Source organism: Methanothermus sociabilis, from assembly GCF_055392295.1.
In genome coordinates this window covers 107,922-132,453 of the sequence record NZ_AP042467.1, presented here as the reverse complement: position 1 = coordinate 132,453, position 24,532 = coordinate 107,922, and the positions used below count along the sequence as shown (strand labels likewise).

General features: G+C 31.0%; 22 protein-coding genes. 9 read left to right on the top strand and 13 right to left on the bottom strand.

Annotated elements, in window-relative coordinates:
- Nucleotides 1-4 precede the first annotated feature (4 nt).
- Nucleotides 5-961: a replication factor C small subunit gene (locus tag ACZ5LY_RS00700; protein ID WP_464577672.1), complete on the top strand. Its 957-nt coding sequence runs from the start codon at nucleotides 5-7 to the stop codon at nucleotides 959-961.
- A gap of 21 nt (nucleotides 962-982) precedes the next feature.
- Nucleotides 983-2,200: a replication factor C large subunit gene (locus ACZ5LY_RS00695; protein WP_464577671.1), complete on the top strand. Its 1,218-nt coding sequence runs from the start codon at nucleotides 983-985 to the stop codon at nucleotides 2,198-2,200.
- On the opposite strand, the gene ACZ5LY_RS00690 is transcribed toward ACZ5LY_RS00695, so the two are convergent.
- Complete coding sequence (locus ACZ5LY_RS00690) at nucleotides 2,197-2,832, bottom strand: hypothetical protein (RefSeq protein WP_464577670.1); 636 nt, start codon at nucleotides 2,830-2,832, stop codon at nucleotides 2,197-2,199. The two genes, ACZ5LY_RS00695 and ACZ5LY_RS00690, sit on opposite strands and share 4 nt — an antisense overlap.
- A 121-nt stretch (nucleotides 2,833-2,953) precedes the next feature.
- Between ACZ5LY_RS00690 and ACZ5LY_RS00685 the strand changes: the two genes are divergently transcribed.
- Together ACZ5LY_RS00685 and ACZ5LY_RS00680 are read left to right on the top strand one after the other, a co-directional pair.
- The gene (locus ACZ5LY_RS00685; protein WP_464577669.1) at nucleotides 2,954-3,709 is read left to right on the top strand and encodes a TatD family hydrolase; all 756 of its coding nucleotides are present in this window, start codon (nucleotides 2,954-2,956) and stop codon (nucleotides 3,707-3,709) included.
- A 118-nt stretch (nucleotides 3,710-3,827) separates the two neighbouring features.
- The gene (locus tag ACZ5LY_RS00680; RefSeq protein ID WP_464577668.1) at nucleotides 3,828-7,865 is read left to right on the top strand and encodes a cobaltochelatase subunit CobN; all 4,038 of its coding nucleotides are present in this window, start codon (nucleotides 3,828-3,830) and stop codon (nucleotides 7,863-7,865) included.
- Here the strand turns inward: ACZ5LY_RS00680 and tmk are convergent.
- The gene (tmk, locus tag ACZ5LY_RS00675; RefSeq protein ID WP_013413509.1) at nucleotides 7,845-8,435 is read right to left on the bottom strand and encodes a dTMP kinase; all 591 of its coding nucleotides are present in this window, start codon (nucleotides 8,433-8,435) and stop codon (nucleotides 7,845-7,847) included. The genes ACZ5LY_RS00680 and tmk overlap by 21 nt on opposite strands.
- Before the next feature lie 135 nt (nucleotides 8,436-8,570).
- Between tmk and ACZ5LY_RS00670 the strand changes: the two genes are divergently transcribed.
- Complete coding sequence (locus ACZ5LY_RS00670; RefSeq protein WP_148217882.1) at nucleotides 8,571-9,581, top strand: peptidase U32 family protein; 1,011 nt, start codon at nucleotides 8,571-8,573, stop codon at nucleotides 9,579-9,581.
- On the top strand, nucleotides 9,553-9,939 hold the full coding sequence (locus tag ACZ5LY_RS00665) for a DUF5402 family protein (protein WP_464577666.1): 387 nt from the start codon (nucleotides 9,553-9,555) through the stop codon (nucleotides 9,937-9,939). Before ACZ5LY_RS00670 ends, ACZ5LY_RS00665 begins: the two co-directional genes overlap by 29 nt.
- Here the strand turns inward: ACZ5LY_RS00665 and ACZ5LY_RS00660 are convergent.
- Together ACZ5LY_RS00660 and ACZ5LY_RS00655 are read right to left on the bottom strand one after the other, a co-directional pair.
- On the bottom strand, nucleotides 9,907-10,356 hold the full coding sequence (locus tag ACZ5LY_RS00660) for a GAF domain-containing protein (RefSeq protein WP_013413506.1): 450 nt from the start codon (nucleotides 10,354-10,356) through the stop codon (nucleotides 9,907-9,909). The genes ACZ5LY_RS00665 and ACZ5LY_RS00660 overlap by 33 nt on opposite strands.
- A 33-nt stretch (nucleotides 10,357-10,389) precedes the next feature.
- Entirely contained in the window at nucleotides 10,390-11,136 is a 747-nt protein-coding gene (locus ACZ5LY_RS00655; protein WP_464577663.1) for a V4R domain-containing protein, read from the bottom strand.
- Nucleotides 11,137-11,239: 103 nt separating this feature from the next.
- On the opposite strand from ACZ5LY_RS00655, the gene ACZ5LY_RS00650 reads away from it, so the two are divergent.
- Nucleotides 11,240-12,460: an FprA family A-type flavoprotein gene (locus ACZ5LY_RS00650; RefSeq protein WP_013413505.1), complete on the top strand. Its 1,221-nt coding sequence runs from the start codon at nucleotides 11,240-11,242 to the stop codon at nucleotides 12,458-12,460.
- Nucleotides 12,461-12,462: 2 nt separating this feature from the next.
- Nucleotides 12,463-12,879: a ferritin-like domain-containing protein gene (locus ACZ5LY_RS00645; protein WP_013413504.1), complete on the top strand. Its 417-nt coding sequence runs from the start codon at nucleotides 12,463-12,465 to the stop codon at nucleotides 12,877-12,879.
- A gap of 4 nt (nucleotides 12,880-12,883) precedes the next feature.
- On the opposite strand, the gene ACZ5LY_RS00640 is transcribed toward ACZ5LY_RS00645, so the two are convergent.
- The 6 genes from ACZ5LY_RS00640 to gatC are packed head-to-tail and all read right to left on the bottom strand — an operon-like array spanning nucleotide 12,884 to nucleotide 18,522.
- Nucleotides 12,884-14,002 carry an A24 family peptidase C-terminal domain-containing protein gene (locus tag ACZ5LY_RS00640; protein WP_464577660.1) on the bottom strand — a complete coding sequence of 373 codons (1,119 nt, stop codon included), beginning with the start codon at nucleotides 14,000-14,002 and terminating at the stop codon, nucleotides 12,884-12,886.
- A complete protein-coding gene (locus tag ACZ5LY_RS00635) occupies nucleotides 13,999-15,612 on the bottom strand; it encodes a CTP synthase (RefSeq protein ID WP_013413502.1) in 1,614 nt (537 codons plus the stop codon). Before ACZ5LY_RS00635 ends, ACZ5LY_RS00640 begins: the two co-directional genes overlap by 4 nt.
- A 4-nt stretch (nucleotides 15,613-15,616) precedes the next feature.
- Complete coding sequence (locus ACZ5LY_RS00630) at nucleotides 15,617-16,792, bottom strand: cofactor-independent phosphoglycerate mutase (protein WP_464577658.1); 1,176 nt, start codon at nucleotides 16,790-16,792, stop codon at nucleotides 15,617-15,619.
- Complete coding sequence (locus tag ACZ5LY_RS00625; RefSeq protein ID WP_013413500.1) at nucleotides 16,789-17,799, bottom strand: homoserine dehydrogenase; 1,011 nt, start codon at nucleotides 17,797-17,799, stop codon at nucleotides 16,789-16,791. Before ACZ5LY_RS00625 ends, ACZ5LY_RS00630 begins: the two co-directional genes overlap by 4 nt.
- Nucleotide 17,800: 1 nt before the next feature.
- Nucleotides 17,801-18,307: an amino acid-binding protein gene (locus tag ACZ5LY_RS00620; RefSeq protein ID WP_464577656.1), complete on the bottom strand. Its 507-nt coding sequence runs from the start codon at nucleotides 18,305-18,307 to the stop codon at nucleotides 17,801-17,803.
- On the bottom strand, nucleotides 18,304-18,522 hold the full coding sequence (gene gatC, locus ACZ5LY_RS00615; protein WP_013413499.1) for an Asp-tRNA(Asn) amidotransferase subunit GatC: 219 nt from the start codon (nucleotides 18,520-18,522) through the stop codon (nucleotides 18,304-18,306). The genes ACZ5LY_RS00620 and gatC overlap by 4 nt, the downstream gene beginning before the upstream one ends.
- Before the next feature lie 149 nt (nucleotides 18,523-18,671).
- Between gatC and ACZ5LY_RS00610 the strand changes: the two genes are divergently transcribed.
- The gene (locus tag ACZ5LY_RS00610) at nucleotides 18,672-20,351 is read left to right on the top strand and encodes an NrpR regulatory domain-containing protein (RefSeq protein WP_464577654.1); all 1,680 of its coding nucleotides are present in this window, start codon (nucleotides 18,672-18,674) and stop codon (nucleotides 20,349-20,351) included.
- Here ACZ5LY_RS00610 and ACZ5LY_RS00605 read toward each other — a convergent pair.
- Genes ACZ5LY_RS00605 through ACZ5LY_RS00595 form a run of 3 tightly spaced genes read right to left on the bottom strand, consistent with a single transcriptional unit; the run spans nucleotide 20,331 to nucleotide 24,519 of the window.
- The gene (locus tag ACZ5LY_RS00605) at nucleotides 20,331-21,764 is read right to left on the bottom strand and encodes a 2-oxoacid:acceptor oxidoreductase family protein (protein ID WP_464577652.1); all 1,434 of its coding nucleotides are present in this window, start codon (nucleotides 21,762-21,764) and stop codon (nucleotides 20,331-20,333) included. The genes ACZ5LY_RS00610 and ACZ5LY_RS00605 overlap by 21 nt on opposite strands.
- 10 nt (nucleotides 21,765-21,774) lie before the next feature.
- Complete coding sequence (locus tag ACZ5LY_RS00600) at nucleotides 21,775-22,809, bottom strand: 3-methyl-2-oxobutanoate dehydrogenase subunit VorB (RefSeq protein ID WP_013413496.1); 1,035 nt, start codon at nucleotides 22,807-22,809, stop codon at nucleotides 21,775-21,777.
- Nucleotides 22,810-22,824: 15 nt separating this feature from the next.
- Nucleotides 22,825-24,519 carry an AMP-binding protein gene (locus tag ACZ5LY_RS00595; protein ID WP_013413495.1) on the bottom strand — a complete coding sequence of 565 codons (1,695 nt, stop codon included), beginning with the start codon at nucleotides 24,517-24,519 and terminating at the stop codon, nucleotides 22,825-22,827.
- Nucleotides 24,520-24,532: the final 13 nt, after the last annotated feature.

The following is a 24,532-nucleotide window of genomic DNA, read 5'->3' as shown; positions in this document are numbered from 1 at the left end:
CATAATGACAGGTATATGGACAGAAAAATATAGGCCTAAAGTATTAGATGACGTTGTAAATCAAAAACACGTTGTCTCAAGATTAAAAAAATATGTAGAAAAGAAAACTTTACCAAATTTGCTTTTTGCAGGGCCTGCTGGCGTTGGTAAAACTACAGTGGCACTTGCACTTGCCAGAGAAATACTTGGAGAATATTGGCAACAAAATTTTTTAGAGTTAAATGCTTCTGATGCAAGAGGTATAGATACTGTAAGAACTGAAATAAAAAATTTTTGCAGATTAAGACCAATTAATGCTCCATTTAGAATTGTATTTTTAGATGAAGTAGATAATATGACTAGAGATGCTCAACAAGCATTAAGAAGAGAAATGGAAATGTATGCTGAAACTGCAACTTTCATTCTTTCATGTAATTATTCTTCCAAAATTATTGAACCTGTTCAGTCTAGATGTGTAGTTTTTAGATTCTTACCTCTTAAATCCAAGGATATTATAAAGAGACTAAAATACATTTGTGAAAAAGAAAATGTAGATTATGAAGAGAAAGCCCTTGATGCAATAGTTTATTTTGCTGAAGGAGATCTTCGTAAAGCGATCAACATATTACAAGCTGCAGCTGCTTTGGATAAAACTATAACTGAAGATGACATATATGATGTTGTATCAAAGGCTAGACCAGAAGATGTTAGAAAAATGATAGTAAAGGCATTAAATGGAGAGTTTTTAAAAGCTAGAGAAATGCTGAGAGAAATAATGATATCATATGGTGTAAGTGGAGAAGATTTAATAGATCAAATATATCGAGAATTTTCAAGGTTAGCCATTGATGGAGAAGTAGATGAAGAAACATATGTGAAATTTGTAGATGTAATTGGTGAATATGATTTCAGGATAAGAGAAGGAGCAAATCCAAGAATACAGCTAGAATCATTGCTTGCAAGTTTATTACGGCCTGTCTAATATTTTCTCTAAGGTGATCATTTGAAGTGGGTTGAAAAATATCATCCAAAAGATTTTGATGAATTTATAGGCAATAGGAAAGTAGTTGAAGAAGTAAGAAAGTGGATTAGAGACTGGAAAGAAGGTAAACCACAACCTCCTTTATTGTTGGTAGGTCCTACTGGAGTAGGTAAAACAGCGTTAGCCCAAATAATTTCTAATAAGTTTTCAGATAGTATTAGCTTAAATGCTAGTGATAAAAGATCATATTCAATACTAATGCGTATTGTGGGGGAATCATCTAAATCAGGTAGTCTTTTTGGGAAACATGAACGAGTTATTGTGTTAGATGAAGTGGATAATATTCATAGTATAGAAGATAGAGGCGGTGCAAGCGCAATTTTAAAAATAATAGACATTAGTAAACATCCAATAGTATTAACAGCAAATGATATTTACACTAGACATCTTGCTAGGATCAGAAATAAATGCAAAGTTTTGAAGTTAAGAAGACCACCAGCTAGATCAATTGTAGCATTGTTAGGAAGAATATGTAGGAAAGAAAAAATAAAATTTAATAGATCAGTGCTTATGGAAATTGCTAAAAAGGCTTCTGGCGATGTTAGACAAGCTATAAATATGTTGGAAGCTATAGCAAGAGGTGAAAAAGAAATAAAGCCAGAATATTTAGATTATTTGGCAACAAAAGATGAATTTTCTAACATACTTGAACTATCTATTGTTGTTCTTAAAAGTGAGAGCATGTCTCATGTCATGCAGAAAGTGCGGAGTACGGATGAAGACCCCAACTATATTTTAGAATTTATTGCAGAAAATATACCAAGAGAATATGAAAAGCCTCATGAAATTAAAAAAGCTTATGACATGATTTCTAAGGCAGATGTATATTTAGGAAGGGCTCAAAGAACACAAAATTATGGATATTGGAAATATGCAATTAATTTAATGACTTTAGGTGTAGCATTTTCTAAAGATAAAAAATATAAGAAATTTACTAGGTATAGTGGTCCTTCATACTTCAAGTTAAGAAGAAGTGCAAGAAAAAAAATAGAAAAAATAGATACAATTTTAGAGAAATTAGCCAATAGATTACATGTCTCAAAAAAGGTTGCTTTCACCTTTTTACCATATTTAAAAATTATTCTACAAAATTCTAAAATGTCAGAAGAAATATCACGCTTTGCAGGTTTTGAAAAAAATGAAGTAAAATTCCTAAAAGAATTAAAACTCCTTTCCTAGTTTTTAATAACTTTAGAAAGTTCCAGTATAGAACTTGCAATTTTTTCTTTATAATCAGGGACCACTGTATTGAAAAACTCCATAAATTTATTTACCATTTTGTCTTGATATTCTATTTTACATTCTTTTTTTAACCATTTACATATCCAAGAATATGGAACTTTTGAGAGGGGATATATAACTCTCTTGTTATCTTTTTTTACTTCCATTTTTAATTTTTTTCCTGATAAAAGTTTTTTAAACACGTTAATAACTATGTCATCCAACGTCAGTGGATTTACTATACAATCTGGATTTTTTTCTACTATTTTAATTCCATATTTTCTTGTGTATGGTTCTAAGACTGCATAAGCTGCAGTGTATCTAATTTTATCTGTTTTCATGATTAATACTCTATCCTTTGGTTTTAATTCATCTCTTAAAATATTTTTACTTCTTGTAGAAATCCTTTGAAATATTTTTGATCTAATTACTTTTATTCCTGGAAAGTATTTTTTTAAAATCTTCTCTCTTTTCCTTGAAAATCTTGAAAACCTTAAATTATTAATATATATACATGAATCTATAATTGTAATAAATCGTGTATCAACTCCAATCCTTGAAAGAAATTTTAAAAGTTTTTCTTTTTTCATACTACCATCCTTAAAAAAATTTTTGTTTTTTGCATTTAAATTTATACATTACATAAAATTTAAATATATATTTTGAACAAAAGATAAAAAATTATTGTAAAAAGTTTTTATAGGTGAGAAGATGATTGATAGTCATATACATGCAGATACAAGACCTTACGAAGATTTTGAAATGATGGCAATTTCTGGCATTGAAAAAGCTATAACCTGTGCCCATGATCCATTGCCAATGAAATCCGCTGTTGTAACCTTAGAACATATTTCTCGTCTTCAAAAACTTGATGTTAAAAGAGCTCAAGAAAATGGAATTGATTTATATGTGGCTGCAGGTATACATCCCAGAGCTATTCCCACAGACTATGAAAAAGTGATAAATAAATTACCTTCAATTTTGAATAATCCAAAAGTTGTGGCAATAGGTGAGATAGGGCTTGAAAAAGGATCTAAAGAAGAATTAAAAATTTTTAAAGAACAAATAAAACTTGCTGATAAATTAAAAGTTCCAGTTATTATTCACACTCCTAGAAAAAATAAAGAAAAAGTAATTGACACAATATTGTCATTATTAAGCGAAAATTTAGATGAATCTTTAGCTGTCATAGACCATATTGATGATAAAGTTGTTGACAAAGTTGTGGATAGAAAATGCATGCTTGGACTCACAATTCAACCAGGTAAATTAACCATAGATAAGGCTATAACAATTTTAGAGGAATATGGTGTTGACAAATTTATGTTAAACTCTGACATGAGTTCTGCACCTTCAGATCCTCTTTCAGTTCCAAAAACTGTACATAAAATGCGACTCAAAGATTTCAATGATTCAGAAATTGCAAAAGTTTCTTATAAAAATGCAGAAAAATTCTTTAAACTTTAAATTTTTGTTTTTTTTATTTATAAAATTTATGTTTTTCTTTTAAACGGAAAATTATAAACTTCCCCTTGACAAGAATGGATAATAACTTTTCAAATAGTTATCATATTTGGTGAAAGTTATGAAACTAGGCAAGGGTATAAACAAGAAAGTTTGCCTTTGTGGAATTTTAATTTTGTTATTATTTGGATGTTGTAATTTTGTATTTGCAAACAACCTTTCAACAAATTCATCAGATATAAAAATGGAAAATCTTACACAATCTAAACTTCAAAACACTAAAATGGTTGTATTGGTTACTGGATGTGTTGTAGGCACTGTTGACAAAGTTATGTATGAAACATACAAAAAAGAGTTAGAGCCTAAAGGTTATAATTTCACATTAAAAATATATACTATGGATTTGATTAACTTAAATTCTACAGTTTATATGAAATTTAAAGAGGATATTAAGGATGCTAATATATTCTTTTTATGTACAAGACCTGGTTATCCTGTAACTGGATTAACCTATGGGACAGAACTTGATGCACCTATAGATTTTCAGAACATAATTAATTCACTACCATCTGGTGCAAAAGTTTTTGTATTAGGGACAACGAAGCCAAATGTTACAAGAACTGATATCGGAATTGAGCTGTTAGCACCACCTTATGCTGGAATAGCAGCACCAATGTTAAGTCAGGAAAACATGAAAAGACTCATACTTGAAATATTAAGACGTGCGGGAGTAATAAATATTACTCTCAATGAAACAAGATTTGTACCACCACCTAGTGATTTTCTGTATCATCCTGATGCTCCCTATGGGACTATTTTTCAAGATTTACAGTCATATATAACTTGGTATAAGAGTTCTGGAAAATATAAAGAAGGACAACCGTGGGTTGGAGTACCCATATTAGGTAGATATTATGTAGCTAACAACATGGAAGTGTATAAAAAACTAATAGGAGAGCTTGAATCTCGAGGCCTTAATGTAATACCTTACTTTTATACAAATGATGCAATCAATTCATCAAGAAAATATTTCATGAAAGATGGAAAACCATTAGTGGATATAATTGTTGCATGCCTTCAATTTGGATATTGGACGGATAATGCAACTTTAAAATTATATAAAGATCTTAATGTACCTGTTTTGGGACCGTTACCTGTATTTTCACAAACAACGCTTGATGAATACTTAAAAAACAAAAAAATGGGGTTAAGAGGTTTAGAATACTTTTGGCTCTGTATTTTTGAAGTACAAGGACGTATTGAGCCAATCCTCATTGGAGGAGACATTATTACAAATATAGATGAAAATACAGGGTATCCCGAAAAGAAATATATGCCATACGAATTTGGAATTAAACAGTTGGTAGATAGGGTTACAGCTTGGATAAATCTCAGGAAAAAGAATAATTCAGATAAAAAAATAGCAATTGTATATTTTGATAATACACATGATGAAAAAATGCCTGTAACTAATGGTTTAAACTTATATAAAAGCTTAGCTAATTTATTAAATTCCATGAAGCTAGCAGGATATGATTTAGGAAATGTTTCAATTTCACCTACATTTCTTATGGAAATGATAAATAGATGTGGAAGAAATCCAAAAAATGTAACAAATATTCAATATATTGAAGAATTAATAAAGAATGGTTGTATAACAATTGATGTAGAAGAATATTTAAAGTGGTATAATACACTTCCAAAAATACTTAGAGATCAAGTAGAGGCTGTGTGGGGACCTCCACCAGGCAATGTAATGGTATATAAAAATAAAATTGTTATTCCTGGATTTATCCTAGGTAAAATATTTTTAGGACCTAATCCTGTGTGGAAATGGAAAGGATCACTTCAGAATTTATATAACAATACATTACCACCAACTCATCAATTCATAGCATTTTACCTTTACATTAGGAATAAGTTTCATGCAGATGCATTGGTTTGTATAGGACAACATGGGACTCTCGAATTGTTGCCTGGTAGACCTTGTGGCATGACAGAAAGTGATTGGCCAAATAATTTGATAGGTTATCTGCCATATATACATCTGCTTAGAATGGATGATCCTTTGGAATCCGTCATTAATCCTATAAAGAGGAGAGCTTATGGTATCACCTTGTCATATCTCCCACCACCTTTAATAAAAACTGAACTTTTTGGAGAATTCAAAGAATTGTCTGAACTTTTAAAATCATGGGAATCTGCTCAGTCATTAAATAATACTGAGAGAATGGAAGTATTAGAAAAATTAATCCAGAATAAAATCAATGAAATACCTGGATTAAAAGATAGAATTGGGGCAAATGAAAAAACACCTTTTGTTATACTAAAAGATAAGTTGTATGAATATCTCAAAGAATTACAAGAAACTTTAACAACATTTGGACTTCATACATTAGGTGAGTTGCCTGACAACAAAACTTTAGAGAAATTCATAGATGTAATAGTTGAATATGATCCTGAACATAGAAATCGTGATGAAGTAAAAAAATTATTGATTGACTCTTGTTCAAATGAAATTAACGCTGTATTGAAAGCTTTAAATGGAGAATTTATTGATCCTGTACCAGCCAAAGACCCAATAACTAACTTAAATGCATTGCCTACTGGACGTAATATGTATTCATTTGATCCTGACGCTGTACCAGATAAAGCTGCAATAGTACTCGCTAAAAAATGTGTAAATGAATTTTTAAAGCGATATAAAGAAACATATGGTAAATATCCAGAAACAGTTGCCATTGATATCTCAGATTTAATACCAACTCAAGGACTTAGTTTAGCTATTATCTTTGAATTAATAGGATTGAAACCCATATATGAAAATGAAAAATTGGTTGGAGCTGATATAGTACCGTTAGAAGAGCTTGGCAGGCCTAGAATCGATGTTCTTATACTGGATTTACACAATTTCAGAAGTCTTGTTCCAAATGCTCTGAAAGTAATAGATAATGCTATAAAACGAATTGTAAGCTTAAATGAACCAACTTCTCTCAACTTTTTACGAAAACATTATTTATCAATAAAACAAGATCTCTTAAATGAGTTCATTTCCTCAGGATTGGCAAAAGAAGAATCAGAGAGATTATCAGAAAGATTAGCTAGATCAAGATTATTTGGATTGCCTCCTGGTTCAGATCCACATGGAGTTTCAGTAGATCGTGTTCTTTGGTCAAAGGATGATTGGACACCAAAAGAATTAGCAGAAATGTATACTAATTATTATTCATATGTATATGGAGCAGACTTAGATGGTATTCACAGTCCTAACTTACTTAAGTTATTAACGAGAACTGTTGAAACAAGTATAGCAATAATGCCATACAGGAGCAGTGGTGAAGGCCTTTGTCTTTACAGGGCTTCAGCACTTATAAATTTCGCTGTAAGATATTTAACAGGTAGGGAAATGGAAAGTTATATTATAAAGACTGCTTATGCAATTCCTCGTGTAAACACTTTAAAAGAATCTTATTATGATACAATAGTGACAACCTTGCTTAATCCAGAATGGCTCGAAGGAAAACTAAATGAAGGACCATCAGGACATGCATCTGTAGCACTACAAATTAGAGATTTATTTACGACAGATGTGCTAGTTAAAGTTATAAATAAAGATATGTGGAATAGATTGGTGTCTATCTACTTAAATAGAGATATTTTAAGAAAATTTGATGCTTCCGCAGCTGAAATGATTTGTAGATATATTTATCAAGCTTATTCTCGTGGAATGGTACAGCTAACATCTCAACAACTTAATTTGGCTAGTGAATATTTAAAAGTTTTAGTTCCCTCAACTATCCCAGGAGCTCCAACAACACCACAACCTTCAATCCCTGGAATTCCAACAACTACACCACAACCTTCAATTCCAGGAGCACCATCACAACTAGGAGCTCCAACTGCATTAGGAAGAGTAGGAATTGGAACTGCAGCAACAAGGGGAGTTTCACCAGGAATTTCAGGTCCTTCAGGTAGAGTTGGTGGTGAAGTTGGTGCAAGAGGAGCAGCTCAAGCTGCTGGAGCAGCAGGTAAAGCATATGAGATTACACCAGTGTCTAAAGGAATTGGAAAGCCAGGAATTCCATTTGCAGGAATAATCGGAGTTATAATATTAATTGCATTAATAGCAGTGGGATATCTATTGAGAAGGCCTGAGTGATAGTCTTTTATTTTTCACTGAACTTTCAATGATATGTTTTACATCCAAAAATACTTTTTTAAAATTTTTATTTGCATTGATCTTAACAAAATTTAACTCTTTAGAAAGACGTAAATATGTTCTTCTTGCTATCTCTAGGTATTTCTTTTTTTCATATTTGTCATGTTTATATATTCTTTTCAATGCATTGTCTACGCTCACATCTAAAAATATAACAATATCTGGTTTAATTAAAGGTTTGTGTATTTTTTCTATCCAATTGCGTAAATGTGGCCTATATGCAATACTTGAATAAGGGCTACGATCACTTAAAACAATTCCTCCATTTTTTAAAAATTTTTTAATTTTGTGATTACATTGTAACATATCAGCAGTTATAAGTAATTCAAAGGCTATTTCGTTCCATTTAATTTCACCTTTTAACATTTTTTTAGCTAATTTACCAATTTCATTATTGCTAGGGAATCCAACAGTAAGGACTTTATAACCGTTTCTTCTCAAATATGAAGAAATATACTTGCATATAGTTGTCTTTCCTGAACCATCAATTCCTTCGAATGCTATATACATATTTTTCCTCGCAATAAATTTTTAATTATTAATACTATCGTATTACTTTTGTTTTAAAAATTCTCAAAATAATAATTGTTTAGAGACTTTTAATCTGGAAAATATTTTGTATTCTCGATGACAAAGTAAAATATGATGAAGTTTAGCATACCTCTTCCTGGAACTTTAGATTCTGAAAAAGAAATATTTAAGAATTTACCTAAAAGAGATTACGATGTATATATGGCAGGAATCTCTGAATTTATAGGTAGTGGCAGGGCTGCCTTATATTCACCTTTTTTCGATGATATTAAAGAACAAGTAAATTATGCCCATAAACATGGCATAAAATTTAATTTAGTTTTAAATTCTTCCTGTTTTGGAGGAAAACATCTAACTTTTGAAGGATATAAAATCCTAGCCAGATATATCAAGAAATTAGAAGAGATTGGTGTAGATGGTGTAATAGTTTCAGATCCCTATCTAGTTGAGCTTGTGTCAAAAGAAACTAAAAACATTGAAGTATGTGTTTCTTGTATTGCACATATTGATTCACCAGAAAAAGCAAAATTTTTTGAAAAATTAGGAGCATCGGAAATAACTCTTGATACTAATATAAATAGACATTTTGATATTATAGAAGCTATTAGAGATTGTGTAAATTGCAAATTAAAGGTTATAGCTAATGAAGCATGTATTTATAAATGTCCTTTCCGGTATTTCCATTTTAATTTATTTTCCCATGTTACTACATCTCCAGAACCTATTTTTGGTGATTATTATTTTGAAAGGTGTATATCACTCCGAGTTCAAGATCCTTCCTTAATCATAAAATCTCCTTGGATTAGACCTGAAGATATCAAAGAATACAAGAAATTAGGAATAGATTCTGTAAAAATAGCTGGCAGAAGTAACACAGTAGAATGGATTATAAATACAGCTAAAAGTTATATGAAGGGGAAATATGTTGGAAATTTATTAGATATATTGGATTGTCCAAATGAACTTCGAGATCGTTTTTACATCCCCAATGATAAATTAGATGGTGTTATAGAACAATGGAAACAATGTTCTAAATTTTGCCATGATTGTGGTTTTTGTAATGAACTAGCTAAAGAAGTAGTTAAATGTGATGTAAATGAAGTTAAATCTGTTGAGCGATGCTAGAAATAAAATAGAAAATGACCTACAAAATTTTACTGGTAAGTTTGTTTATGTACCTGAAGTAAAAATTTTTAAAATGGCTTGTGGATGTTCGGGATTTCTTGCCGACATCAGAGGCCTAGAGGTTGAAGATGCAGAAGTGTTTCACAAACACATAATAAAAATGATCAAAAAAATTTTAAAGAATATAACTATGAAAGTAGATATTGTGTATGCAAGGAATTTCCCTGGTACTTCAATGGTTGTTGGTTTAACAGCTAGAAAACTTTGTAATAGATGTAAAAAGGAATTTTCAGGTAAATCTCCTCGTCCAGATATTCTCGTACTTTCAAGAGGAAAACAGTTGGTCAAAAGCATCTGATATCATTTTTGCAATCTTTTCAAGTAGTTTTTTATCTGCATCATTAAATGCAGAAAGTTGATTACTGTCAACATCAATAACCCCTAAAATCTTGTCATTTTTCTTTATAGGTACAACTATTTCAGATTTTACATTTTCATCGCAAGGGATATAATTTTTTTCTTTTGAAACGTCATTAGAAATTATAGTTTTTTGTTTAAGTGCAGCAGTACCACATAAACCTTTACCTAAAGGTATTCTTTTATGTATTGTTGGAAATCCTTTATATCTGTCTAAAACAAGTGATTTCTCTTTGAGTAAATATATTCCTACCCAATCAAAATGAGGCAATTCATAAAGTAATTCTAAAACTCTAGTTATTGAACCTTTTTTTATTTCTTTTTTAATATTTTTTATTAATGTCTCATACCTCTTCATAGTTTTTAATTAAATTTATTTTTTCAATAAATTTTATTCTTCAAAAGATAATTCAAACAAACAAAAATCGTTGCCTTGTGCGTAACATTTTTTTTCATTTACCTTTACCTTTTTACCAGTATATAATTGAAATATGTTGCTGAGAATACCAGAATCCAACACACATGCTGATTTTCCAATATTTGGCAGTGTACCACATTCAAAACAATCATATACTTTAATCTCTAAAGGTTTTTTCTTTTTTATTTCCATTTTTCCAAGACCATATTTTTGCCAGAAATTAACTAATTTAATTAACAACTTTTCAAAATTTTTTTCTTCTACTTCATCATAAATTATTTTTCCAAGTTTTTTTCCAACATTTTTTAAGATAGGATCCAAATCTATACCTTTTTTCATTAATTCAACACGAATTAGATGAAACATGAGTCTATAAAATCCTCTACTTCCATCCTTTAACAATTTTTTTAAATCTTCTATGTTTTCATGAAATTTATATGGACTTCTTTGCATTATTTTTCCTAAATATTTAGATTCTACATAAAATATCTTTTTTCTACGATTTCTTGGAGAAACTTTCGATTTTACAATGCCCTCATTAATTAAATCTTTTAGGTGTGTAGATATTGTTGATTTTGATTTTCCAACGGCATTTACAATTTCGTTAAAATACATTTCACCATTTTCCATTAACAAATTTAATATTTTCAATTTTGTAGGACTGTTTACAATCTTTAAGCCTTTTTTTGTTGAAAATATACTGCTTTTTAGTTCTTGCATTTTTTCACCTAAATTAATTTTATTTATATTTTTATATAAAATTGTTCGATCATGACCGAAAAATATATATTGTTCGAATATTATAGAACAAAATGGTGATAAAATGAAAGCCAAAGCTGTAAAAATAAAAGACGGTGTATATTGGGTTGGAGTTTTAGATTGGGATATTAGAATATATCACGGATATACACTTAAAGGCACAACCTATAATGCATATTTAGTTTTTGGGGAAGATAAAACTTGTTTAATTGATAACACATACCCTGGCACTGAAACCCAATTATGGGCAAGAATAAAAGATGCATTAGAAAAAGAAAAGAGAGAAAAAATTGATGTAATAGTACAAAACCATGTTGAAAGAGATCACAGTGGAGCATTGCCACAAATCCATAAAAAATTTCCAGAAGCTCCAATTTACTGTACGGAAATAGCAGTTGATGGTTTAAAGAAGCATTACCCCCAACTTAAAAATGCAGATTTTATCGAAGTTAAAACAGGTGACAAATTAGATTTAGGAAATAAAACACTGGCATTTGTGGAAGCTTTCCTTTTACACTGGCCAGACAGTATGTTCACTTTACTTGTTGAGGACGGTATATTATTCCCAAATGATGCCTTTGGACAACATCTCTGTTATCCTCAAAGATATGATTATGAGATTCCCGAATATGTGCTAATGGATGCTGCCCAAAAATTTTATGCAAATTTAATTACACCTTTATCAAAGAGAGTCTTAAAGAAATTCAAAGAAATAGAGGATTTGGGGCTTTTAAATAAAATAAAAATGATAGCTCCTTCCCATGGACAAATATGGACAGATCCAATGAAAATAATTGGAGCCTATAAGGATTGGGCTGAAGGAAAATGTAAAAACAAAATAACGATAATCTATGATACAATGCATTACTCAACACAAAAAATGGCACATGCAATAGCTGAAGGTATAATAAGTGAAGGAGTAGATGTTAGGATGTACTACCTTCATGAAGATGAGAGAAGTGAAATTGTTAAGGATATTCTAGACAGCAAAGCCGTTGCTTTTGGAACTCCTACTATTTATGACAAACCATATCCCACACTTGGAGATATTATATATTATCTTAAAGGTTTAAGATTTGATAGGACTGGATTTAAAAAATTAGCAATAACATTTGGATCTATGGGTGGAGAAGGTGGAGCCCCAGAAATAATAGCAAATGAACTTAAAGAATGTGGTTTTGAGGTTATAGATGAATATGAAATATTTTATATACCTGATGAAAAAGAATTAGAAAAGTGTTACGAAATTGGTAGAAAACTGGCAAAAAAGGTAAAGGAGATGTAAAAATGAAAGTTGTTAATGAGCATAAAATTGGAATAACCAAGAATACAGAAATAGAAAAAGAAGTTCAAAATAATTTTGAAGGTGAATGCAAAGAGGTAGGAATGTACTTAGCAATGGCTAGACAAGCCCAAAGAGAAGGATTACCAGAGGTTGCAGAGGTTTTTAAAAGAATTGCATTCGAAGAAGCAGAACATGCAGCACATTTCGCAGAAATGAATGGTGTAATTAATGAAGATCTAAAGAAAAACATAGAAATGATGTTAGAAGGAGAATTGAAAGCTAATAAAGAGAAAAAAGATGCTGCAACCAAAGCAAAGGAAGTTGGCATCGATCCAGCACATGATTTTTTTGATGAAAGTTCAAGAGATGAAGCTAGGCATGCTAAAATGCTAAAAGGTATTTTAGATAGATATTTTTAACTCGTTAGGGGTAGTTCACGAATTCTAAAATAGCAGAAATTATATCTCCAAATAACACAGAAATCAAGAAGCCAATAAATATTGCAGGCCCAAATGGAATGCCTTTTTTAATTTTTATTTTATTTTCTAATTTTTTTTCTTTTACAAGTTTTTCTAAGAGTTTAATATCTTTTTCTGATAAACCCGCCGCCATTGATTTTATCAATATTCTACCAGGATTTATTATTGGACCTATGTTTCCCATTCTCAAACATTCTTTTATTTTTTCTTTTAAAGGTTTGGAATCAAAAAATATTTTTCCATTCTTCTCAACAAGATCATATGCTAATATCATTCCTTCTTTAAGATCTTCAACTTTCACATCGTCTCTCAAAGCCTCAGTTACAATTCTTGTGAAAAAATTCAGGAGAAAGCTAAAAATTAATAATGTTATAAAAATTGAAATAATGGAAATAAAATTATTGTAAGGATGTATAAACAAAATTAAAAAGGTTATTGATAGAATTACAGCTAACTTTATGTATTTCTGTAACTTAGAAATGAAAAGAAAAATAAGAAATGTAAATATGACTGTTAAGACTATGGAATAAAGATATATATGTGTGAAAAATTTTGCAAAGTTTATAGAAGCTACCAAAACTATAGATGTTACTAAAATTTTTTTATAATTCCGTATTGGCTCTAATAATTCATTCACCAAGTGCTTTTTTTCTTTAAAAACAATATAGGTCGTATAAAACATTAAATAAGGTAAAAGGGATATAATACTATTTATTATAATTGTAAATGGAAAAGGGTATGGGGCTGTTACAGTCACATCTGTTATAGAATATCTGTAAGGTACCAATGCCGCCAATGCCGTAAGTAATTTTACGTCGCCCCCAGACCAAGCCCCTATCCAATAGAAGAAATAGCAAATAGCAAATACAGAACCTACAAATATAAGCATGTTAGTAAGAAAAGGAATATTAGACATCATAACTGCCCAAGCAGTATTTAATAGCAATCCTAGGAGAAGTGTTGAAAATGTTAATTTATTTGGAATAATACCCCATTTAAAATCACTATATGCTGCATAAAATGTTACGATTATACCTATAATCACGCAGATTGTTGGTATCATTTTTTATCCCTGTCTCTTAATTTTTTATTATTCAATGATGCCTCAATGAAAGAAACAAACAATGGATGAGGTCTGTTGGGTCTTGATTTAAATTCTGGATGAAATTGACATCCTAAAAACCATGGATGGTCTTCTAGTTCAATAATTTCAACTAAAAAATTATCAGGAGAAACTCCGGCTATTACGAGTCCTTCCTCTTCTAAAATGTCTCTATATTCATTATTTACTTCGTATCTATGTCTATGCCTTTCATATACAAGATCTTTTTTATATGCATCATATGAAATTGTGCCTTTCTTTATTTTACAGGGATAAGCTCCAAGTCGCATTGTTCCTCCCATCTTTCTTATCTTTTTCTGTTCTTCCATTAAATCTATAACTGGATATGGTGTATTTTTGTCAAATTCAGTGCTGTTAGCATTTTTGAGGCCATGTTGTCTAGCAAATTCAATAACCATACATTGCATGCCCAAACATATTCCAAAAATTGGGACTTTGTTATTCATAGCATGTCGTATGACCTTTAATTTCCCTTCAACGCCTCTTGAACCAAAGCCTCCTGGAACTAGTATAGAGTCTAAATTTTCAAAATTTTCTTTCTTGAGATCTTTGTCGGCGCTAATCCATTCAATATTAACATTTACACCAACTTTAGCGGCTGCGTGCCTTAATGCTTCTCTTATACTTATATATGAGTCTTCTAGTTCTACATATTTTCCAACTATGCCAACAGTAACAGAAGGTTTCTTTACTTTCATCATTTTTACAATTTTTTCCCAACGAGACATGTCAAAAGGAGATCTTGGCTTTAGATTGAGTCTATTTATTATATATTCCCCTACGTTTTGTTTATTTAAAATTAGTGGAACTTCATATATCGAACTTACATCAGGAACGTTTATAACGGCATTTGGTTCTACATCACAAAAATGAGCAATTTTATTTTTTGTGTTAACATCTATGGGAATTTCACTTCTACATATTATCATGTCAGGATTTATACCCATACTTCTAAGCTCTTTTGTACTATGTTGTGTAGGTTTTGTTTTAAGTTCTCCAGCTGACTTTAGATAAGGAACATAAGTTACATGAATGAACATCACATTTTCATAATTTTCTTCATTTTTCAATTGTCTTAAGGCTTCTAAAAATGGTTGACCTTCTATATCTCCTACAGTGCCACCTACTTCAACTAATGCAACGTCATTATCATCTCTTTCTGATATATTCCTAATCCTTCTTTTTATTTCATCTGTGACATGAGGTATAATTTGAACACATGATCCTAAAAATTTACCTTCTCTTTCTTTTTTGATAACAGATAGATACACTTTTCCAGTTGTGATATTTGCTTCACCTGGTAAATTCACATCTAAAAATCGTTCATAGTGTCCAATATCTAAATCTGTTTCCATACCATCTTCAGTGACAAATACTTCCCCATGTTGATATGGATTTAAGGTTCCAGCATCCCAGTTGAGATATGGATCTATTTTGATTGCTGTTACACGTAGACCATAAGATCTAAGTATTCTTCCAATTGAAGCTAAAGTTATGCCTTTACCTACAGAACTTACTACGCCACCAGTAAAAATGATATATTTTACCAGTTTATCACCCCATCATCTTTTTTATTAAATTATAGCCTTTATCTATACCAAGTGAACCATTTTTAGCAGAAAATTCATCATAGCTATAAACGTCATCAGGTTTAAGTCGTGGTGAATAAAGGACATACGGTACTGGTTCTGATGTATGTGTCTTCACAGAAACTGGGGTGAAATGATCAGGGAGCACTGCTATCGTTAATTCTTCCATATTTACATTGTCAATAATTTGACCTAAAATCTTAGAATCTATATTTTCAATTGCCTTAATTTTTTCTTCTACATCACCTGCATGACCAGCTTCATCAGGAGCTTCAACATGTATATAAACAAAATCATAATTATTTAAGGCTTTTATAGCATATTTACCCTTAGCTTTATAATTTGTATCAATATAGCCTGTAGCACCAGGGACTTCTATATTTTTGAGACCTAAATAACTACCAATCCCTTTTATTAAATCAACTGCTGCTATCGTTGCGCCTTTAATATTAAATCTCTTTTCGAATGGTACCATTTTTGGCCTTTTTCCTTGTCCCCATAGCCATATCATGTTCGCTGGCTTTTTACCATTTTTTTCTCGCTGCTTGTTGATTGGATGATTATTAAGAATCTCTCTAGATTTTTCCATTATCTCAACAATCTTCTTCGAATTTTCACCTTTTGGTAAATATTTATCAATGCGTTCACCAACTATGTCATGTGGTGGAGTAGTTTTTAATTTATTGATTTTTCCATCAGGATATATGAATATATTTCTATAACTTACACCAACGTAAAACTTACCACTTTTTATTTTATTATTTAAAACATTAATTAATTCTTTAGATTCTTCAGTAGTTATATGATCAGCACTGAAATCTACCATAACATTATTATTTACAGTTACAAAATTACATCTAAATGCTACTTCATCATTTTTCAATTTAATTCCAAGACTTGCTGCTTCTAATGGACCTCTTCCAGTATAATATTTTTTGGGATTATATCCGAAAATAGATAAATTTGCTACATCTGAACCTGGATTCATACCTTTAGGTATAGTTTTTAAAAGGCCACTACAACCTTTTTTAGCTAGCTCATCCATATTAGGCTTATTTGCTACTTGTAGTGGCGTTTTATTACCTAGATCCTCTATAGGATAATCAGCCATCCCGTCGCCAACTAGAATTACATATTTCATTTTTCTCGCCATATATTTATGATGTCTGTAAGTATTGCAGATGCAGTTTCTAATGGACCTGCTCCACGTCCCATAACAGTAATATTTTTTGCAAGATCTGTTTTTAACATTGCTACATTTAAAGTACCATCGACTGCTAATGGTGAATTTTTATCTACAAGTCTTGGTGAAACTTCCATCCTATCTTTAGATATTTCTGCTATTAATTTTATTAAATATCCTTCATCTTTAGCTAAATCTATAGCTTCCGGGGTTATATTTGTTATCCCAGTAATATCAACATCTTCTAGAGTACAATTTAATTCCATAATTGAATTAGCCAAAATAACAGATTTACAAGCAGCATCTATACCTTCAACATCATATGTTGGATCTGTTTCTGCTATTCCTAGTTCCTGTGCTTCTTTTAAAGCCTGTTCATACGATGATCCTTCAGATGCCATTCTAGATAATATAAAATTTGTTGTTCCATTTAATATTCCTATGATAGATTCTATACTACATGAAGGTAAATTATATTTTGCAAAATTTATGATTGGCATGGCCCCTCCTACTGATGCCTCAAATTTAAATTTAACATTATTCTTTTTGGCAATTTTCATAAGTTTTGGGAAATAAAGAGCTAAATGTCCTTTATTTGAGGTCACAACATCTTTGCCATCTTTTATAGCTTTTATTGTTAATTTTCTTGCTGGCTCACCATCAGTAATATTGGTTGGTGTCATTTCAACTAAGCAATCATAATCTATTTCATCTAGGACTTCAAGTGCAGTAACGCCTTCAACGCCATAATTAGGATAATTTGATACTTTCCCTGTCTTTTGCTTTATTTTTAATAATTTTTCAAGATTTAACCCATTTTGATTAAGTGCAGCTCCTGAGGAATCGGCTACTGCTACAACTTTAACATTTAGACCATATCTTTTTTTCAAAAACTTATTTTTTAATAACAATGCTTCTGCAACTCCTTGTCCTACAGATCCAAAACCCACTAAACACAATCTCATCTTATCCTGCCTCACATATCACTAGAATATTTCTTTTCGATGCAAGTTTCTTTACTTTCCCTATTACACTTTCTTTTTTATTTTTTGGAGTTTCTATAACTAATTTTGCTGCAGCTGTTCCTGGTTTATGGGAAATTTTAAAAGATAAGTCTACAATTCTTGTTTCAGTAATAGAATCTACTTTATTTAAAATTTCTTGGATTTTTTGATCCATGTTTTTTCCAATGAATATTAAGGTTGTATCTTCTTTTTGTGTAACACCGTCAATTTTGACAATGGGTATTCCTGCTGCTTTTAATCCTTCAAGTGCTAAATCTAGAGTTTTTTTATCACCTTCAATTGTTATTGAAACTGGTACTTTTTTTCCTCTAGCGCTTTTTTCTCTTTCGTGTATTATTGTTACTATATTGGCACCAGCAGAAGCTATAGGTTTTAATGCATTAAACAGTTGTCCTGGAACATCTAGAAGCTCAAGAACAAGATTCATTCGCATTATTTTTCCCTTCATTTGACCCATTTACCTCTTTCGACTATTATTTCCCCTTTTTCATTAGTTTTAGCATTTTTTAAAAGTTTAGTTGGATTTTTAGTCTTTGAAACAACGTCAGGGCGTGTTCTATTAGTATTATCAACAATGTAGTATGTCTCATCTAATTTAGGTATATTTTCCAATGCTTTAGAAAATTCATCTAATATTTTTTTTGCATCTTTTTTAACTTTCACACTACTCCTCCTTCCTTCTAATAAAAATTTGCAAAAATAGTTAATCTCAAATAGTATAATTTATCTATATAATTTTTTAAGTGATTCAATAAAAAAGTTTTTAGTGTATCATAAGTTTTAAATTTTAAATTTTTCAGTTGGTGTTTTTCATGTTTAAAGAATTTGATAAAAAATTATTAGAAATTTTAAGAATTCTTGCCGAACATAATGAAGTTCTGGGGGCAAGAGCTGTAGCAAGAGAACTTAAAGAGAGAGGATATGATATTGGAGAAAGGGCTGTAAGATACCACATGCGTATACTTGACGAAAGAGGACTTACAAAACGTATAGGTTATTCTGGTAGGAAAATAACAAAAAAAGGATTAAAAGAAGTAGAAAGAGGCCTTGTATATGATCAGGTTGATTTCATATTTTCCAGATTCGAAAATATGATGTATGAAACAACGTTGAATCCAAAAACAGGTGAAGGTAAAGTTGTTGTAAACATATCAGTGATTCCATCTGAAGCTTTTAACATGATGAAAAAGATTTTCCATATGGGGTTGTGTGTAAGTCCTAAAGTAGGATTAAATAAAAAAAATGGAAAATATGAAGTAAAAACTATTTGTGGAACCACAGTAGATGGAATGCTTTTAAATGAAGGAATTCCAGTAATACCTAAGTTTGGAGGATTAGTCGAAGTTGAAGATTTCCGTCCAATAAAGTTTACAGAGTTGATTGAATATAAGAAAACTTCGATGACACCATTAGAAGCATTTGCTACAAAGGAATTAACTTCAGTTCTTGATGTAGTAAATGAAGGTAAAGGGAAAATTCCTGCTAATTTTCGTATTATACCAAAGTCTGCTAAAGAAAAAGCAATAAATCTATTTAAAAAACTTCGTAAAATAGGTATAAATGGTTTACTAAAAATTGGAGAAAAAAAAGTATTGGGAGTACCGGTAGATGATGGAATGATTGGAATAGCAATAGTTGGGGGCATTACTCCAATTTGTGCGGTACATGAAGCAGGATATGATATTGATATTAAAGTTGCTGAGGATTTAACAGAATTTAAAAATCTTAAAACCATAACACAAACAAATCCGATCCTAAAAAAGAGTAAAAAAGAGAAAGGTAAGAAAATCGTGCCTTTATTAACAAAAGTGTGGAATCTAATAGGACAGGTAGACTTGGATATCAAAAAATTGGATGGAAAAGTCATTGCAAATTTATCAACTATAGATAAAAAATACTTAAATGATGCATTGGAAATATTTCAAACCATTATTGATGAAAAACCAGAATATTCTGTGTTTCCTTCTATAAAATTAAAAGAAAGAGATAATAAAGTAGATATAGCAACTGTATGTAGTTTGACTATAGATGGCGTACTTATAAACAATGGAATAATGTCTGTTCCAAGATATGGAGGTTTACTTGAAATAAAAAATAATAAAAAAAGATTTGTAGAACTTATTGATTATAGTGGATCATCTTTTGACCCTCATGAGATATATATTTCAAAGAACATGACAAAAATATATAGATCATCTAAAACTTCCACAATATTGGCAAGTTTGAGAGAAATACCATACTTAGCAAGAAACAAGGCTTTAAAGGTAATTAAAAAACTTAAAAAAGCCAATTTTCAAATTATGAAGGTTGGCAAAACGAATGAAATTTTATATAATGCAAAAGTGGAAAGATATAGAGTAGGAATTGTTACTCCTGGTGGTTTAAATTTAATTGCTGCCCTAAAAGAGAATGGAATTAAAGTAAATATTAAGTCTGCAGAATTATTAATGGATATAAATGAATTTTCTTTATTAGATGATATTAATTTCTGATAAATTTTCTCTTGTCCATTTTGCACCTTTTTCAAATATTTCTAAATTTTTGTTGATTATTTTGTCTTTTCCTTGAAAAGCCATTTTTATTGCTGATTTAAATGAATCTTTTGATATATTTATTAAATTTAATTCTGTTAGAGCCCCTAACATTGCAGTGTTGGCAGCCCTTTTAATACCTTCTTTTTTTGCAATTTTTAATGCAGGAACTGCTATAATGTTTAAATCTGTAGGTTCTTCAAATCTGAAAGTTGTTGAATCATATAAAATAACATCCTTTACTTTATCTTTAAATTTTTCAATTGAACTTTGAGTAAATGCAACCAATATATTAGGTTCATGGACAACTGGAGAAGATACTTCACTTCCTGAAATAACGACATCACAGCTAGAAATTCCTCCTCTTTGTTCTGGACCATAAGATGGATACCAGGTAACATATTTTCTTTCAATGCACCCTGCTTGAGCCAAAATGAATCCCATACTGATAATTCCCTGACCTCCAAACCCTGCGAGCTTTATTTTAATTTCTTCAAACCTTTTATCATGTTTTGGAGATGGCAAAGATCTTTCATTTATTTTAAAGATTTTATCTAAACTTTCTTTTGAAAAATCACTTTTCATTTTTGGCATTGGTTTAACATCTTTACTAAAATCTCTGAAATTTTTTACAGCGAATTCTTCTTCCATTTTTTTCATGAAATTTTTAACGTCGGTTATTTCATGGTTAAAATTAGTAGGGCATGGTGAAAGTACCTCTACAAATGCATAACCTTTTCTTTCTTTTTGTATTTTAAGAGCCTTTTTTATGGCAATTTTTGCTTTTCTTATACTTTTTGCATCATAAAGTGAGACTCTTTCTATAAAAACTGGAGCTTTAAGTTTATTTAATAATTCACATATATGTATTGGATAACCAGTAAGTTTTGGGTCTCTACCTTGGGGTGTTGTTGTCGTGATTTCATCCACTAATGTTGTTGGAGCCATTTCTCCACCTGTCATACCATAAACAGTATTATTAACAAAAAATACAGCCATTCTTTCTCCTCTATTGGCAGCCTGTATTGTTTCATTCAAACCTATAGATGCAAGATCTCCATCTCCTTGATATAGTATCACTATTGCATCATCTTCAGCTCGGGACACTCCTGTACCAACAGCTGGAGCTCTACCATGTGCAGCTTGTATATTACCACAATCAAAATAATAATAAGCAAAAACTGCACATCCTACCGGACTTATGAGAATAGTTTGATCTTGTATTCCAAGTTCATCTATACATTCAGCAATTAACTTATGCAAAATCCCATGACCACAACCAGGACAATAATGTGTTGCAGTTTTTGGCCCATATTCTTTTCTATGAAATACATTGTAAAGAGAATTTGGTTTTTTTAAGATTTTTTTACCCATGCTGCTCCTCCTAGAATTTATAAAGTTTTTGAAGGATATCTCTTACTTCTATAATGTTTCCACCCATTCTGCTGACAATGTGAACCTTTTGCTTTGTTATTCTTTCTATTTCTTCTTTCATTTGACCATTGCTCATCTCCACTGCTACAAACTTACATCCTTCTTCACTTAACTTGTTCAATTTATTTTCAGGAAATGGAAATAAAGTTATAGGCCTCAATAAACCAACTTTAATTCCCTTATCTCTTGCTATATCTACAGCATGTTTAGAGATCCTACTGCTTATGCCATAAGCAACCAAAATAATTTCAGCATCTTCTGTTTTATATTCTTCATATCTAACATCTTCTTTCATTTTTTTGTATTTTTTTTGTAATTTTTTATTTAATTTTTCAAGTTTGTCAAAATCTAAACGTATAGATGTTATAAGATTCCCTCGAGAGTCTTTTGTTCCACGAACTGCCCAATCTTTATTTAAATTTGGTTTTATAGCTTTTGATGGAAATCTCATTGGTTCTGCCATTTGTCCTAAAACACCATCGGCAAGAATAACAACTGGATTTCTATATTTTTCTGCCAAGTCAAATGCATCCATTGTTAAATCGCACATTTCTTGAACACTATTTGGAGCTAAAACCATGTTTTTATAATTACCATGTCCGCCGCCTTTTACAATCTGATTATAGTCACCTTGTTCAGGTCCTATGTTTCCTAAACCAGGACCTGCTCTCATAATATTTACAATTACTGCAGGGAGTTCAGACCCAGCTAAATATGAAATACCTTCTTGCATTAAACTCATTCCAGGTCCTGAAGACGCTGTCATTGCTCTATGTCCCGCGGCAGCTGCTCCATAAACCATATTTATTGCAGCTTCCTCTGATTCTGCCTGAACGAATTTTCTTCCAAGCATTGGGAAATATCTAGATGCCTCATGAAGTATTTCACTAGCAGGTGTAATAGGGTATCCAAAAAAACAATCACAGCCAGCATACAATGCTCCAATTACTATTGCACTATTCCCTCTAACTAATTGTACACCCATTCTCTATCCCCAAAATCATAATTTCTTTTGTTGTTCTTTTTTATATCTCATCTCGTCTCTTTTCCTTATTTCGGCCCTCTTGATTTTACCACTAATAGTCTTTGGTAATTCATCGACAAACTCAATTATTCTTGGATATTTATATGGCGCTGTAACTTTCTTTACATGTTCTTGAATTTCCTTTTTTAGTTTTTCAGATGGTTCATATCCATCAGTTAATACTATAGTTGCTTTTACAACCTGACCTCTAATTGGATCTGGATAACCAGTCACTGCACATTCAAGAACTGCAGGATGTGAAATAATAGCACTTTCTACTTCAAACGGACCTATACGATATCCTGAACTATTTATTACGTCATCGTTTCTTCCAACAAACCAAAAGTATCCATCTTCATCTACCCATGCTGTATCTCCTGTGTGATACAAATCATTATGCCATGCTTTTTTTGTTTTTTCAGGATCTTTATAATAGCCTAGAAATAGTCCTAAAGGCCTACCATCAGAAGTATCAATTGCTATTTCTCCTTCTTCTCCAATGTCTACTTCATTGCCTTCTTTGTCAACAACTTTTACATCGTAAAGTGGCGATGGCTTACCCATAGATCCTGGTTTTGGTTCCATCCAAATGAAGTTGGCTATACATAAAGTACATTCTGTCTGTCCAAACCCTTCCATGATTTTAATTCCAGTCTCTTCATAAAATTTTTTAAATACTTCTGGGTTTAAAGGCTCACCAGCAGTTACAGCATGTTCTATACTGGATAAATCATATTTGGATAAATCTTGCTTTATGAAGAATCTATATACTGTAGGAGGTGCACAAAAAGTATTAATTTTATATTTTTCAATTTTCTTCAATACTTTGTGGGGATCAAACCTATCAAAATCATAAACAAATACTGCACTTCCGGCTATCCATTGACCATATATTTGTCCCCAGACAGATTTTGCCCAACCTGTGTCTGACAATGTATAATGTAATCCACCTTCACGAACATTTTGCCAATATTTTGCTGTTATTATATGTGCAAGTGGATAGTTGAAATCATGTTGGATCATCTTTGGCATTCCAGTAGTACCCGAAGAAAAATAGATAAGAGATATGTCATTCCCTGAAGGATACTTGTCACCTTCTGGTTTTTTAAAGTTTGAAGGTGTTTTCTTAACTTCTTCCCTGAAGTTTAACCATCCATCTCTTTCATTTCCTACTATAATTTTCTTGAGTTCTACACCTAATTTTTTTTCAGCGCTTTCATAAGACTCAATTAAGTCTTTATCATCTACAGAGATAACTGTGTCTATACCTGCTTTTTTTATACGATATACTATATCCTTTTCTCTGAGCATATGGGTAGCAGGTACAGCTATAGCTCCTATTTTATGTAAGGCTAACAATGAAAACCAAAATTCATATCTTCCTTTAAGAGTTAGCATTACTTTATCGCCTTTTTTCACACCTAAATTTCGTAAAAAGTTAGCAACTTTGTCTGATTGTAATTTCATATCCGCAAAATTTAATATCTTTTCATTCCCGTTGTCATCGCACCATACAAGAGCCCTTTTTCCAGGTACTTCCTCAGCATATCTGTCAACTACGTCATATGCAAAATTGAAATTATCTGGAACTATTATTTTAAAATTTTTCTTGAAATCTTCGTAAGATTCAAAATTTACTCTATTTACAAATTCATTGAGTAAAGATGCCATAAGTACACCTCAC

Excerpts from the sequence above, each read along its gene's own strand:
- ACZ5LY_RS00700 (WP_464577672.1), top strand. The coding sequence starts at position 5 with ATGACAGGTATATGGACAGAAAAATATAGGCCTAAAGTATTAGATGAC.
- ACZ5LY_RS00690 (WP_464577670.1), bottom strand. The coding sequence starts at position 2,832 with ATGAAAAAAGAAAAACTTTTAAAATTTCTTTCAAGGATTGGAGTTGAT.
- ACZ5LY_RS00685 (WP_464577669.1), top strand. The coding sequence starts at position 2,954 with ATGATTGATAGTCATATACATGCAGATACAAGACCTTACGAAGATTTT.
- ACZ5LY_RS00680 (WP_464577668.1), top strand. The coding sequence starts at position 3,828 with ATGAAACTAGGCAAGGGTATAAACAAGAAAGTTTGCCTTTGTGGAATT.
- tmk (WP_013413509.1), bottom strand. The coding sequence starts at position 8,435 with ATGTATATAGCATTCGAAGGAATTGATGGTTCAGGAAAGACAACTATA.
- ACZ5LY_RS00670 (WP_148217882.1), top strand. The coding sequence starts at position 8,571 with ATGAAGTTTAGCATACCTCTTCCTGGAACTTTAGATTCTGAAAAAGAA.
- ACZ5LY_RS00665 (WP_464577666.1), top strand. The coding sequence starts at position 9,553 with ATGAAGTTAAATCTGTTGAGCGATGCTAGAAATAAAATAGAAAATGAC.
- ACZ5LY_RS00660 (WP_013413506.1), bottom strand. The coding sequence starts at position 10,356 with ATGAAGAGGTATGAGACATTAATAAAAAATATTAAAAAAGAAATAAAA.
- ACZ5LY_RS00655 (WP_464577663.1), bottom strand. The coding sequence starts at position 11,136 with ATGCAAGAACTAAAAAGCAGTATATTTTCAACAAAAAAAGGCTTAAAG.
- ACZ5LY_RS00650 (WP_013413505.1), top strand. The coding sequence starts at position 11,240 with ATGAAAGCCAAAGCTGTAAAAATAAAAGACGGTGTATATTGGGTTGGA.
- ACZ5LY_RS00645 (WP_013413504.1), top strand. The coding sequence starts at position 12,463 with ATGAAAGTTGTTAATGAGCATAAAATTGGAATAACCAAGAATACAGAA.
- ACZ5LY_RS00640 (WP_464577660.1), bottom strand. The coding sequence starts at position 14,002 with ATGATACCAACAATCTGCGTGATTATAGGTATAATCGTAACATTTTAT.
- ACZ5LY_RS00630 (WP_464577658.1), bottom strand. The coding sequence starts at position 16,792 with ATGAAATATGTAATTCTAGTTGGCGACGGGATGGCTGATTATCCTATA.
- ACZ5LY_RS00625 (WP_013413500.1), bottom strand. The coding sequence starts at position 17,799 with ATGAGATTGTGTTTAGTGGGTTTTGGATCTGTAGGACAAGGAGTTGCA.
- ACZ5LY_RS00620 (WP_464577656.1), bottom strand. The coding sequence starts at position 18,307 with ATGAAGGGAAAAATAATGCGAATGAATCTTGTTCTTGAGCTTCTAGAT.
- ACZ5LY_RS00610 (WP_464577654.1), top strand. The coding sequence starts at position 18,672 with ATGTTTAAAGAATTTGATAAAAAATTATTAGAAATTTTAAGAATTCTT.
- ACZ5LY_RS00605 (WP_464577652.1), bottom strand. The coding sequence starts at position 21,764 with ATGGGTAAAAAAATCTTAAAAAAACCAAATTCTCTTTACAATGTATTT.
- ACZ5LY_RS00600 (WP_013413496.1), bottom strand. The coding sequence starts at position 22,809 with ATGGGTGTACAATTAGTTAGAGGGAATAGTGCAATAGTAATTGGAGCA.
- ACZ5LY_RS00595 (WP_013413495.1), bottom strand. The coding sequence starts at position 24,519 with ATGGCATCTTTACTCAATGAATTTGTAAATAGAGTAAATTTTGAATCT.